The organism is Janthinobacterium kumbetense (assembly GCF_023703445.1).
Lineage (GTDB): Bacteria > Pseudomonadota > Gammaproteobacteria > Burkholderiales > Burkholderiaceae_D > Janthinobacterium > Janthinobacterium kumbetense.
In genome coordinates, this window is sequence record NZ_JAMQGR010000006.1 from 273,605 (window position 1) to 286,041 (window position 12,437).

Here is a 12,437-nt window from a genome sequence, read left to right on the forward strand (position 1 = left end):
TGCATGCGCCATGGTAGCAGCGGCGGGCGCGCGCTGCGCCCGATTCAGCCGCCGATATACGACATTTCCACTTTCTTTTTGCCATGGTCAAGCGTGGTGCCCGTCAAGTCCGTCTGGCTGGTGCGCAATTGCGAATAGCGGTCGGCGCGGCCGCGCCACAGCTGGGCCACGGCCGAGGAAATTTCCGCATCGCTGCGGCCGCCGCGCAGCAGGCTGCGCAAGTCGTGGCCGCTGCTGGCGAACAGGCAGGTGTACAGCTTGCCCTCGGTCGAGAGGCGGGCGCGGCTGCACTCGCCGCAGAACGCTTGCGTGACGCTGGAAATGAGGCCGATTTCGCCGCTGCCATCGGCATAGCGCCAGCGCGCCGCCGTCTCGCCCGCGTAGTTCGGATCGATGGGCTGCAAGGGCATGTGCGCGGCGATGCGCCGCACCACTTCCGCGGAAGGGATGACTTCCTGCAAGTTCCAGCCGTTCGAGGCGCCCACGTCCATGTATTCGATGAAGCGCAGGATGTAGGGCGTGCCCTTGAAGTGGCGCGCCATGGGCACGATTTCCTGCTCGTTCATGCCGGCCTTGACGACCATGTTGATCTTGATGGGCCCCAGGCCGGCCGCGTGCGCCGCATCGATGCCGTGCAGCACGTCGGCCACGGCGAAATCGACGTCGTTCATGCGCTTGAAGGTGGCGTCGTCGAGCGAGTCGAGCGACACGGTGACCCGGTTCAGGCCCGCATCCTTGAGTGCCTGCGCTTTTCTTGCCAGCAAGGAACCATTGGTCGTCAGGGTCAGGTCCAGCGGCTGGCCCGACGGCGTGCGCAGGTCGGCCAGCATGGCGATGAGCTTTTCGATATTCTTGCGCAGCAGCGGCTCGCCGCCCGTCAGGCGGATCTTTTCCACCCCGTGCGCGACGAACAGGCGCGCGACGCGCGTGATTTCCTCGAACGACAGCAAATCCGTGTGCGGCAGGTAGACGTGGTTCTTGTCGAATACGTCCTTGGGCATGCAATACACGCAGCGGAAATTGCAGCGGTCGGTAATCGAGATGCGCAGGTCGTGCAGGGGCCGGCCCAGGCTGTCGGCCACGTTGCCGCTGGGGCTATCCAGCTGCGCGGGAATCGCCAAAGCCCCGTTGCGGGCTTCGGCGAGGTAGATAATCTTGTCAGCCATGAAAGGTGATACCACTTACGTTGAGTCGTTCAAGGCAGATACGATAGCACGAGGCCGAAGATGGCACAGGCGAGCAGCAATTTGATGGTGCCCACCTGAAACTTGATCAGCGCCACGCCGGCCGCCAGCGCGATGGCGATCGCCAGCCAGTCCCAGTGCGGCAGCGGGTTTTCTTGCCAGAAGACATGGCGGCCAAAGAACAGGGCCAGGCTGGCGATGACGCCCACCACAGCCGCCGAGATGGCCGTCAGGGGCGCGCTCAGGCGCAGATTGCCGCGCGATGCTTCCACCAGCGGCGCGCCGGCCAGGATGAAGATGAACGAGGGCAGGAAGGTGAACCAGCTGGCGACGAGCGCGCCGCACACGCCCGCCAGCCACAGGTGGTCGCCCGTCACGGCATGGCTCCAGCCGCCGACGAAACCGATGAAGGCGACGATCATGATCAGGGGGCCGGGCGTCGTTTCGCCCAGCGCCAGGCCATCCATCATTTGCGCGCCGGTGATCCAGTGGAAGTGCTCGGCGGCGCCCTGCACCAGGTAGGGCAGCACGGCATACGCGCCGCCGAACGTCAGCAGGGCGGCCTTGCTGAAAAACACGCCCATCTGCGCCAGCGGCTGGTCCGCGCCGCCCGCCAGCGCCAGGCCCAGCCAGGCGAGGAAGGCCAGGGCCAGGCCCACGGCGGCCGTGCCAAGCAGGCGCGGCCAGCTGAAGCGCGCGTGTTCCGGCGTGGGCGTGTCGTCATCGATCAGGGCGGCGCCGTAGCGGGCCGCGCCGCCGTGCGAGGCGGCGCCGACATGGAAGTGGGCCGGCAGCCAGCGGCCGCCCGCCATGCCCAGCAGGGCGGCAGCGAGCACGATCAGCGGAAATGGCAGCTGTAGCGCGGCGATGGCGACAAATGCACCGGCCGCGATGGCGATCAGGCCGGGGCTGCGCAAGGTGCGCCGGCCCAGGCGCCAGGCGGCCGCCAGCACGATGGCGACGACGGCCGGCTTGACGCCGTACAGGACGCCGGCGATGGCGGCCACGTGGCCATACGCCATGTACAGCCAGGACAGGACGATCAGCAGCAGCAGCGAAGGCAGCAAAAACAGCAGGCCCGCCACCAGGGCGCCGCGCGTGCGGTGCATCAGCCAGCCGATGTAGATGGCCAGCTGGGTCGCTTCCGGCCCCGGCAGCAGCATGCAGTAATTCAGGGCGTGCAGGAAGCGCTGCTCGGAAATCCAGCGCCGCTTTTCCACCAGTTCCGCATGCATCATGGCGATTTGCCCGGCCGGGCCGCCAAAGCTGACGCAGCCGAGCTTGAGCCAGTACCAGAAGGCGCTGCGCAGGCTGACGGGGGCGGGAAGTTGGTTGGCGTTCTCGTGCATGGCGGCTGGCTGGCAAAGTTGGGGACGTAAAAAAGGGGAAGCCTGAGCTTCCCCTTCATCATCGGCGGCTGGGCGAACCCGGCACGCTTATGGACGTTGCGTGTTGACCTGGATCAACGGCTCATCCGATTGCGGCGGCAATGGCTTGCGTTCGCGCGGCTTGCGTACCGGAGCGACTGCCTTGGCGGCCGCTTCCTGCGCCAGGCGCAGTTTTTCCGGATCGGTGGCAGCCAGGGTCAGGCCGGCCGAACCGAGTACTGCGCTCAAGTCCAGCGGCGCGGCCACTGGCGCGGCAGGCGCCGGGGCAGGCGCGGCGACAGGCGCCGGCGCTGGAGCAGGAGCAGGAGCAGGAGCAGGAGCAACTTCGGCAACCACCGGTGCGGCTTCCGCCACGACAGGTGCCGCTTCGGCTACCGGCGCTTCTTCCACCACGACGACCGTTTCCACGACAGCAACTGCTTCCACGACTGGCGCCGCTTCGACGATGACTTCCGCTGGAGCAGGGGCAGGCGCTGGTGCGGCTTGCGCTTTCTCGGCAAAGCTGTACTCGGCAGCTGGCACTGGTTCGGCAGCGGCTGGTTCAGCTTGCGCTGCAGCCGCTTCGACAGGGGCTGCCGGCACGATCACTTCAGCAACTGGGGCAACTTCCGCGGCAGGAGCGGCTTCTTCGACCTTGGCGATGTCCACGACCTTGGCCACTTCCGCCACTTCCACCGTTTCAGCCACGACGGCTGGCGCAGCTTCGGCGGCAGCTTCCACTGGCGCGGCAGCGACAGCAGCTTCCGGCGCCGGAGCAACCGTAAAGCTGATCACTGGCGCATCCTGGCCTTCGTTCTCGCCATTTGCCGATTCGATCAGCTCGCCCGTTTCGCGGTCGCGGCGGTTGCGGTTGCGGCCGCCACGACGACGGCGGCGGCGCGGTTCTTCGCCTTCCACGTCGTTTTCCGTCTCTTCGCCTTCAGGACCGGCATTCGCCGGTGCTTTCAGCAGGTTGGCCGGTGCGGCGTCGGATTCCGGGCCGCTGGACGGCACGACGACGTTCACTGCGCTGGCGGTGGCGCCAACCAGTGCCAGCTCTTCAGCTTTCACTTCAGCAACAACAGCCTTGTCGGCGCGCGGTTCGCGGCCTTCGCGTGGCTGGCGTGGCGGACGTTCGGCACGTTCCGGACGCTCGGCGCGCTCCGGGCGTTCCGCGCGTTCAGGACGTTCGCCCCGTTCGCGTGGCGCTGCCGTTGCATCGCCGCCTTCGCGTGCTTCACGCGGTTCGCGTGGCGGACGCGGCGGGCGTGGCGGACGGGCCGCTTTTTCCAGTGCTTCCGCTTCTTTCGCGGCATCGTCCTGGGCTGGACGGCCCTGGCCAGGTTCGCGCTCTTCGCGGCCAGGCTTGCCGTTGCGGCCACGGCCACGCGGGCCACGGCTGTTGCGGTCGCCGCGGTCGGCGCCGGCCGGCTTGGCTGGTGCGACTGGGGCGGGTGCCGGTGCCACCGGTGCCGGGGCGCCGGTGAAGAAGCTGATGATCTTGGCGATCAGGCCTTGCGGCGCGGCAGGCGCGGCCACGGGAGCCGGTTTCGCTTCGACGGGCTTGCGCTCGACCAGCGGTGCCGGCTGGTCAGGGGTGATCGTCTTGACGACGGCTTCCTGGCGCGGCTTGGCTTCTTCCTTCTGGCGCTTGCTGTAAGCCATGTCGGTTTCAGCGCTTTCGGCCAGGTTGTAGCTGGCCTGGCTGTCTTCCAGACGCGGATCGTCGTGCTTGATGCGTTCCAGCTTGTAGTGCGGCGTTTCCAGATGCTTGTTCGGGATCAGGATCACGGCGATGCGGTGGCGGTTTTCGATCTTCAGCACTTCGCCGCGCTTTTCGTTCAGCAGGAAGGCGCCCACGTCCACGGGTACTTGCACGTGGATGGTGGCCGAGTTTTCCTTCATCGCTTCTTCCTGGATGATGCGCAGCACCTGCAGGGCGGACGATTCCGTATCGCGGATGTGGCCGGTGCCGGAGCAGCGCGGGCACGTCACGTGCGAGCCTTCGGACAGCGAAGGACGCAGGCGCTGGCGCGACAGTTCCATCAGGCCGAAGCGGGAAATCTTGCCCATTTGTACACGGGCACGGTCATGGTGCAGCGCATCTTTCAGGCGCTGTTCCACTTCGCGCTGATTTTTTGCCACTTCCATGTCGATGAAGTCGATGACGATCAGGCCGCCCAAGTCGCGCAAGCGCAGCTGGCGGGCCACTTCTTCGGCCGCTTCGCAGTTGGTGTTGAAGGCGGTCGTCTCGATGTCCGAGCCGCGCGTGGCGCGGGCCGAGTTGACGTCGACGGAGACCAGCGCTTCCGTATGGTCGATCACGATGGCGCCGCCCGATGGCAGCGGCACGGTGCGGCTGTACGCCGTTTCGATCTGGTGTTCGATCTGGAAGCGCGAGAACAGCGGCACGTCGTCGCTGTAGCGTTTCACGCGGTGCACCATGTCGGGCATCACGTGGCTCATGAACTGGTGCGCCTGGTCGTAGATCTCGTCGGTGTCGATCAGGATCTCGCCGATGTCGGGCTGGAAGTAGTCGCGGATGGCGCGGATGACGAGCGACGATTCCTGGTAGATCAGGAAAGCGCCGTTGGCCGACTTGCCGGCGCCTTCGATGGCGCGCCACAGTTGCATCAGGTAATTCAAGTCCCACTGCAGTTCATCGACGTTGCGGCCGATGCCGGCGGTGCGGGCAATGACGGACATGCCAGCTGGCAAGTCCAGTTTATCCATGGTTTCGCGCAATTCCTGGCGCTCTTCCCCTTCCACGCGGCGCGATACGCCACCGCCACGCGGGTTGTTCGGCATCAATACCAGGTAACGGCCGGCCAGCGAGACGAACGAGGTCAGGGCGGCGCCCTTGTTGCCGCGCTCTTCCTTTTCCACCTGGACCATGATTTCCTGGCCTTCGCGCAGCGCTTCCTTGACGGAAGCGTTACGCACGTCCACGCCTTCGCGGAAGTACGTGCGGGCAACTTCCTTGAAAGGCAGGAAGCCGTGGCGGTCTTCGCCATAGCTGACGAAGCACGCTTCGAGCGATGGCTCGATGCGCGTGATCACGCCCTTGTAGATGTTGGATTTGCGCTGTTCGCGCCCGGCTGTCTCGATATCGATGTCGATCAGTTTTTGTCCGTCGACAATCGCTACGCGCAGTTCTTCTTGCTGCGTGGCATTAAACAACATGCGTTTCATTTTTATAACTCCGCGACCCGTAGGCCATCTCAAAGCCGCTTCCGGGGAAGCGGCGAAGTACAGGGATATATGCGAGAACGGGAGTGCTGGCGGGGGAAATGCCTAGGCGTGCGGAGCAACAACGCGTACGAGGTATACGTTACGGCCGCAACAGGCGCGGTGAGGTCGATCGTCATGCCGAGTGCACAGGACACCTGCAACTCATCTGAAGCAGCCCGGATGTCGGGGGCAGAGAATGCAAGTGGTCAGCAAATTCAGAGCCAAATCGTAAGCCGGCTCATTACAGGGATCGCGATGGCGAGGCTTGGCCTCAGCCTATTCATCGACAACCCTCAGTATTGTGGCCGCATACGGGGTTTGGCGAAAACGGCAAGCGTTATCAACTTCATCAACCCGCGAGCCCGACTCGATAAGTCGCGCTAACGGGTACTTATCCTTATAATCCAATACACTCACTTCAGCATCTCCACGCGTTATCCGATTACAACTACGGTGCAACCTTGATTCGCGCAGGGATGGTGCATATACATTTTTTTCCACCGAATTTGCAATTTGGCGAGGCCGGTGGAGACGCCCCTGTGTAAAATGTGCTTTTATTCTTACACTCGCAGCAGCCAGGGCCGCAGCAAAAACAATTATATATTCAAAATGAAGGACTTAGAGAGATTTCTGGGAAGACATAGTAAATGAAGAGTCAAAATGATGTTGTTCCCCCTTCAACACCCCCGGTTCAGCCGCAAGCCCAATTCGTAACGATCGCCGAGGAAGAAGCAGGCCAGCGCATCGACAACTACTTATTAAGAGTGTGCAAGGGAGTGCCTAAAAGCCACATCTACCGGATCTTGCGATCGGGAGAAGTGCGGGTTAATAAAGGCCGTATCGATCAGCTGTACCGTCTCGCCGCCGGCGACGTGGTGCGCATTCCACCCGTGCGCGTGGCCGAAAAGGCCGCCACGGGCGCGCCGGCCGCCGAATTCAAGATCATCTTCGAAGATGCGCAGCTGCTCGTCATCGACAAGCCGGCCGGCGTGGCCGTGCATGGCGGCTCGGGCGTCTCGTTCGGCGTGATCGAGCAATTGCGCGCTTCGCGCCCCGACGCCAAGTTTTTGGAGCTGGTACACCGCCTGGATCGCGACACGTCCGGCTTGTTGTTGCTGGCAAAGAAACGTTCCGCGTTGACGAATCTGCATGAACAGATGCGCGACGGCGTCACGGACAAGCGCTACCTGGTGCTGGTGGCGGGTGACTGGAAGAATGCGCGCCAGCATATCAAGTTGCCCTTGCATAAATATACGACGGCCGAAGGCGAGCGCCGGGTGGCCGTGCAGGCCGATGGCCTGGCGTCGCACACGGTGTTTTCACTGTTGCATAAATATCACAACTTCGCCTTGCTGGAAGCGGAATTGAAGACGGGACGCACGCACCAGATCCGCGTGCACCTGTCTTCGTCCGGTTTCCCCATCGCCGGCGACGATAAATATGGCGACTTTGCCCTCAACCGTGCCCTGTTGAAAGCCGACAGCACGCGCGGCGCCCTGAAACGCATGTTCCTGCACGCGCACCAGATCACGTTCACGCATCCGGAAACGGGCAAGACGATGACCTTGAACGCGCCGCTGGCTGCCGAATGCGAGCGTTTCTTGGTAAGCTTGGGCAAACCATTGGCCGTTGCCGCACGCTAAATATCCACCGTGCGCGCGACACTACCCACAAGGTAGTCAGTCGCCAGCATTCATTCTCAAGGAGCCGGCGGCTATGCCGTCGGGAAACATGGCAAGAAAGCAATTTGATCTGATCGTCTTCGATTGGGACGGTACCCTGATAGACAGTACCTCGACCATCGTCAAGTGCATCCAGGCGTCGGCCAAAGACCTGGGCTTGCCAATTCCCACCGAGTTGCTCGCTTCGCACGTGATCGGCCTGGGCTTGCAGGAAGCCATGCAGCTGGTGATGCCCGACGTGGAGCCGAAATACCATGCGCGCATGGCGGAACGCTACCGTTATCACTACCTGTCGCGCGACCATGAGCTGGCCTTGTTTCCTGGCGTCTACGAGATGCTGCAGGAACTGTCGCAGCAAGCGTATTTCCTCGCCGTCGCCACGGGCAAGAGCCGCGTCGGCCTGAACCGCTCCTTGAATGCCGTCAAGCTGCTGTCCCTGTTCGATGCGACGCGTTGCGCCGATGAAACCTTTTCCAAGCCCCATCCAGCCATGCTGCAGGAACTGACGCGGGAACTGGGGCAGGACATGCGCCGCACCGTGATGATCGGCGACACCAGTCATGATTTGTTGATGGCAAGCAATGCAGGCGCGGCCGGTATTGCCGTAGAGTATGGAGCGCATCCGGTGGCGCAGTTGCAAGCTTGCAATCCCCTGTATTCGGCCGCCACGGTGGCCGAGCTGCATCAATGGCTGAGCGAGCACGCATGATGAACGATGTTGTCGACGTTTTCATCTGTGCCGCCGACGCCGTGGCCGATGGCGGCAAGGGTGTGCGCTTTCCCGTCTCGGCCGGCGGTGAAACCACCACGGGCTTTGTCGTGCGCCATGGCGGCAAGGCGTATGGCTACCTGAACCGCTGCGCCCACGTGCCGATCGAACTGGACTGGGCGGAAGGCGAGTTTTTCGAGTCCAGCGGCTTGTACCTGATGTGTTCGACGCATGGCGCCATCTATGTGCCGGAAAGCGGCTACTGTGCGGGCGGTCCCTGCAAGGGCGGGCGCTTGCGCCCGATCGCCGTGGCCGAACGCGATGGCCAGCTGTACTGGCAACCCGACGAGTATGTCCAGCCGCTGCCGGCCTGAGGCCGGGGCAGGCCTTCTGTAATTTACGCAAAGTGAACCATGAGCGATAACACGAATGACAAGCTGGACAGTAGCGCGCCGGCCGCCGGCCACGGCGCCCCTGCGGGACACTGGGAGCGCGAGGTGCTGGAAAAGCTGGTATTTGCCACTTTGCAAGAGCAACGCGCGCACCGCCGCTGGAGCATCTTTTTCAAGGTCTTCGGCTTGCTGATCGTGCTGTTCGCCCTGTGGGTGTTTTATGACTACAACACGGCCGACGACAGCGAAACCCTGGGCCGCCACACGGCCCTGATCGACATCAGCGGCGCCATCGAGTCCGAAGGCAGCGGCTCGGCCGCCGTCGTCATCCCCGCGCTGGACAAGGCGTTTTCCGATGCCGGTTCCGTGGCCGTGGTGCTGCATATTAATAGTCCGGGCGGCAGTCCCGTGCAGGCCGGCATGATCGTCGACGAGATGCAGCGCCTGCGCAAGGGCTATCCGGACAAGCCTTTATATGTGGTGGTCGATGAAATGTGCGCCTCGGGCGGCTATTACATCGCCGCCGCCGCCGACCGCATCTACGTCAACAAGGCCAGCGTGGTCGGTTCCATCGGCGTGCTGATGGATGGCTTCGGCTTCACGGGCGTGATGGAAAAGGTGGGCGTCGAGCGCCGCCTGCTGACGGCGGGCGAGAACAAGGGCTTCATGGACCCGTTCAGCCCCCTGACGGAAAAACACAAGGCGTATGCGCAAGGCATGCTCAATGAAATCCACCAGCAATTCATCGACGTGGTGCGCGCGGGGCGGGGCAAGCGCCTGAAGGAAACGGCCGATACCTTCTCCGGCTTGTACTGGACGGGCGCGAAAGCCGTGGAAATGGGCCTGGCCGACGATTTCGGCACGGTCGACAGCGTGGCGCGCGACGTCGTCAAGGCGGAAGACATCGTCGACTACACGCAGCATGAAGGCTTGCCGGAACGGGTGCTGAAGAAGTTTGGCGCCGCCATGGGGGCGGGCGCCATGAAGGCGGCCGTGCAGCAGTCGCAACCGGCGTTGCGCTGAGGACATCACTCTTGGCAGGCAGGCAAGCCAGTCGAGAATGATTTTCAATAAGGTGGTAAATTGGCTTGAAAATAGGGCTGCTTGGGCTATAGTGAAAGCGTAGTTCTTTTCAAGGAGGGGCGATATATCAACTATGTTGTCAGTACTAACTTGATTGGCAGGTCTTGGAACTACTCGCCGCATCGCAGATGTGGTTTTGAGTGAATTTACATTCCTCACTAAAGTCCCGATGGGGCTTGGGAACGGCGGCGCAATGCCGCCGTTCCCTTTTGTGCGTCGTTCATGTTCGATGGTCCGGTATCGCTGGATGGGGTTGGGCGTGCTGGCAAGGCAGGCATGCGAGGGCGTGGCATGGCTGGTCGGATGGGCCGCGCTCAGACGGCGCAGCCGTTGCAGTGCACGGGCAGGGGAGCGGCGCTGGTTTCCCTGGCTGCTGTTGCACCGGCGTCAACGTTGCTGCCGATGTCGGACGGCATGTCCGCCATGGCGGGCGCGGTCACGTTGTCGGCCTGCGCATCCGCGTGCGCAAAACCGCCCAGTTCCAGCCAGCACATGAAATGACATTGCGCCTCGGCATGCCAGCGCTTCTGGCTTGCCGGCGATGGCGGCGCGTCCGCATCCTGCGGCGCAGGGGCGGTGCTCCAGCGCGCCACGCCGAGTCTGACCTTGTGCATGGCCGCCTGTTCTGCGGCGATGCGCAGGCGCATGTCGGCGATGTTGCCTTGTAAGGCGATGGTATCGGTATGCTCCATACGATGTCCTTGTCAGTCGTTGCCTAGTTATTATTCCTAAACCTCGTTAGGCGGATTCCTAACGAAGTTTCAGTCTATCAACGCGATATTCCGAGCGCTTGATATTTCTCAAAGGAATCAACCATTTCTCGCCAAATCTCACCTTGTTCTTTTTGGTATTTCTGCGTGCACCATGGTTTCGTGCCGCCTGGGCCGCCGCGCGGACGCCAGGCACCGCTGCTTCACGCTGCCAGCCGCTTCTGGTAAAGTCACGCCCATGAGTAAATTATCCCTAGACCGCATCCTGCAATCGCAGGGTTTTGGCACCCGTAAATATTGTCGTTCCCTCATCGAGGATGGCGATGTCGTCATCGATGGCGTCACCCAGACCAATTACCGCACCACCGTCGAGACCGAAGGCCTGGTGCTGCACGTGTTCGAAGAAGAGTGGGTGTACCGCGCGCACCTGTACCTGGCGCTGAACAAGCCCGCCAACTTCGAATGCTCGCGCAAGCCCAGCCATCATCCTGGCGTGCTGACCCTGCTGCCGGAACAATTCACCTGGCGCGAAGTCCAGCCCGTCGGCCGGCTCGACCACGATACGACCGGCATGCTGCTGATGTCCGACGATGGACCGTTTATCCATGCACAATCGTCGCCGAAGCGCCACGTTCCGAAGATTTACCAGGCCACCACGCAAGAGCCCGTGACGGATGAGCTGGTGGCCCTGCTGCTGGCCGGCGTGCAATTGCACGACGAGCCGGCCCCGCTGGCGGCCCTCGTCTGCGTCAAGCGCGGCGAGCACCAGCTGGAAATCGTGCTCGAGCAAGGCAAGTACCACCAGGTCAAGCGCATGCTGGCCGCCGCCGGCAACCATTGCAGCGCGCTGCACCGTTCCGCCATCGGCAGCCTGACCCTGGAATCGCTGGGCATCGCCGAAGGCGAGTGGTGCTACCTCACGCCCGAGCAGATCGCGCTCCTGGCCTAGCCCCTTCCTGACCGCCAAAGCCGGGGATATCCCGGCTTTTTGGCGTCTTTAGTCTCCATTGCCTGCATTTGACGAAGTTTCCCGCACATGAAATTAGCTACCCTGAAGGATGGCACGCGCGACGGCCAGCTGGCTGTCGTCTCGCGCGACCTGAAAACGGCCCATCTGGCCGATGGCATCGCCTCGACCCTGCAAAAGGCGCTCGACGACTGGAGTTTCATCGCGCCCCAGCTCGATTTGCTGTACCAGACCATCAATAGCGGCCGCGGCCATCGCGCCTTCGAATTCGATCCCGCCAACTGCATGGCGCCCTTGCCGCGCAGCAGCCTGCGCGTGGCTGGCGCAGCCTACCTGCAGCAGATCGAGCGGGCCTGCAAGGCGGCGGGCAGCGAGGCGCCCGCCAATCTGCGCGATGCGCCGCGCCTGTACCAGGGCGCCAGCGACGATTTCCTGGGCGCCCAGGACGAGATCGTGCTGGCGCACGAGCAGTGGGGCATCGACTACGAAGCGGGCATCGCCGCCATCACGGACGACGTGGCCATGGGGTCGACGCCGGACCAGGCGCACCTGAACATCAAGCTGTTGATGCTGGTCAACGACATCACCCTGCGCAACCTGGCGCCGGACGAGCAGGCGAGTGGCTATGGTTTCCTGCAGGCGAAACCGGCCATGGCGTGCTCTCCTGTCGCCATCACGCCCGACGAGCTGGGGGACGCCTGGCGCGGCGGCAAGGTGCATTACGCGCTGCGCTGCAGCCTGAACGGCAAGTTGACGGGCCAGCCCCACGCGGGCGCTGACATGGCGTTCAATTACCCGCAATTGCTCGCCCACCTGTGCCAGACGCGCAACGCGCGCGCCGGCAGCGTGGTCAGCGCGGGCGGGGTCGCCAACAAGGAAGTCAAGAAGGGATTTTCCAGTATTTTTGAGCGACGTAACCAGGAGATGATCGCCGATGGCGTCGCCAGCACGCCGTATTTGCTGTTCGGCGACGTCGTCCGGCTGGAAATGCTGGGCGATGACGGCAAGTCGCTGTTTGGCGCCATCGAGCAGACCGTGAAACAGGCCGAGGCGAGGAAAAACCGTTAGGAGCCCCGAGAAAATGGCCATGACTGCGTTGCAACCCCTCGCCG

General features: G+C 63.1%; 10 protein-coding genes. 6 read left to right on the forward strand and 4 right to left on the reverse strand.

The genetic code is table 11. The annotated features are described in order from the left end of the window. Window positions 1-44: 44 nt before the first annotated feature. The 3 genes from moaA to NCG91_RS18310 all read right to left on the reverse strand — a co-directional run bounded on the left by moaA (window position 45) and on the right by NCG91_RS18310 (window position 5,743). A complete protein-coding gene (moaA, locus tag NCG91_RS18300) occupies window positions 45-1,166 on the reverse strand; it encodes a GTP 3',8-cyclase MoaA (protein ID WP_251350705.1) in 1,122 nt (373 codons plus the stop codon). A 29-nt stretch (window positions 1,167-1,195) separates the two neighbouring features. Then, on the reverse strand, window positions 1,196-2,533 hold the full coding sequence (gene chrA / locus NCG91_RS18305) for a chromate efflux transporter (protein ID WP_251350706.1): 1,338 nt from the start codon (window positions 2,531-2,533) through the stop codon (window positions 1,196-1,198). 87 nt (window positions 2,534-2,620) lie between these two features. Further along, complete coding sequence (locus NCG91_RS18310; RefSeq protein WP_251350707.1) at window positions 2,621-5,743, reverse strand: Rne/Rng family ribonuclease; 3,123 nt, start codon at window positions 5,741-5,743, stop codon at window positions 2,621-2,623. Window positions 5,744-6,429: 686 nt separating this feature from the next. Between NCG91_RS18310 and NCG91_RS18315 the strand changes: the two genes are divergently transcribed. The 4 genes from NCG91_RS18315 to NCG91_RS18330 all read left to right on the forward strand — a co-directional run bounded on the left by NCG91_RS18315 (window position 6,430) and on the right by NCG91_RS18330 (window position 9,588). Next, window positions 6,430-7,425, forward strand: a complete 996-nt coding sequence (locus NCG91_RS18315) for an RluA family pseudouridine synthase (protein ID WP_077407877.1) — start codon at window positions 6,430-6,432, stop codon at window positions 7,423-7,425. 88 nt (window positions 7,426-7,513) lie between these two features. Beyond that, window positions 7,514-8,173 (forward strand): HAD-IIIA family hydrolase, encoded by a 660-nt coding sequence (locus NCG91_RS18320; protein WP_035821424.1) that lies wholly within the window; start codon window positions 7,514-7,516, stop codon window positions 8,171-8,173. Further along, window positions 8,170-8,547, forward strand: a complete 378-nt coding sequence (locus NCG91_RS18325) for a Rieske (2Fe-2S) protein (RefSeq protein ID WP_099666844.1) — start codon at window positions 8,170-8,172, stop codon at window positions 8,545-8,547. The genes NCG91_RS18320 and NCG91_RS18325 overlap by 4 nt, the downstream gene beginning before the upstream one ends. A gap of 39 nt (window positions 8,548-8,586) precedes the next feature. After that, window positions 8,587-9,588, forward strand: coding sequence for a S49 family peptidase (locus NCG91_RS18330; protein ID WP_099666845.1), 1,002 nt, complete (start codon window positions 8,587-8,589; stop codon window positions 9,586-9,588). Window positions 9,589-9,962: 374 nt separating this feature from the next. Here NCG91_RS18330 and NCG91_RS18335 read toward each other — a convergent pair whose 3' ends face one another. After that, a complete protein-coding gene (locus tag NCG91_RS18335; RefSeq protein WP_251350708.1) occupies window positions 9,963-10,340 on the reverse strand; it encodes a hypothetical protein in 378 nt (125 codons plus the stop codon). 256 nt (window positions 10,341-10,596) lie between these two features. Here NCG91_RS18335 and NCG91_RS18340 point away from each other — a divergent pair, with 256 nt between their 5' ends. Together NCG91_RS18340 and NCG91_RS18345 are read left to right on the forward strand one after the other, a co-directional pair. Then, on the forward strand, window positions 10,597-11,307 hold the full coding sequence (locus NCG91_RS18340; RefSeq protein ID WP_034754110.1) for a pseudouridine synthase: 711 nt from the start codon (window positions 10,597-10,599) through the stop codon (window positions 11,305-11,307). Between the two features lie 87 nt (window positions 11,308-11,394). Then, window positions 11,395-12,393: a fumarylacetoacetate hydrolase family protein gene (locus tag NCG91_RS18345; RefSeq protein ID WP_251350709.1), complete on the forward strand. Its 999-nt coding sequence runs from the start codon at window positions 11,395-11,397 to the stop codon at window positions 12,391-12,393. The last annotated feature ends 44 nt before the right edge of the window (window positions 12,394-12,437 follow it).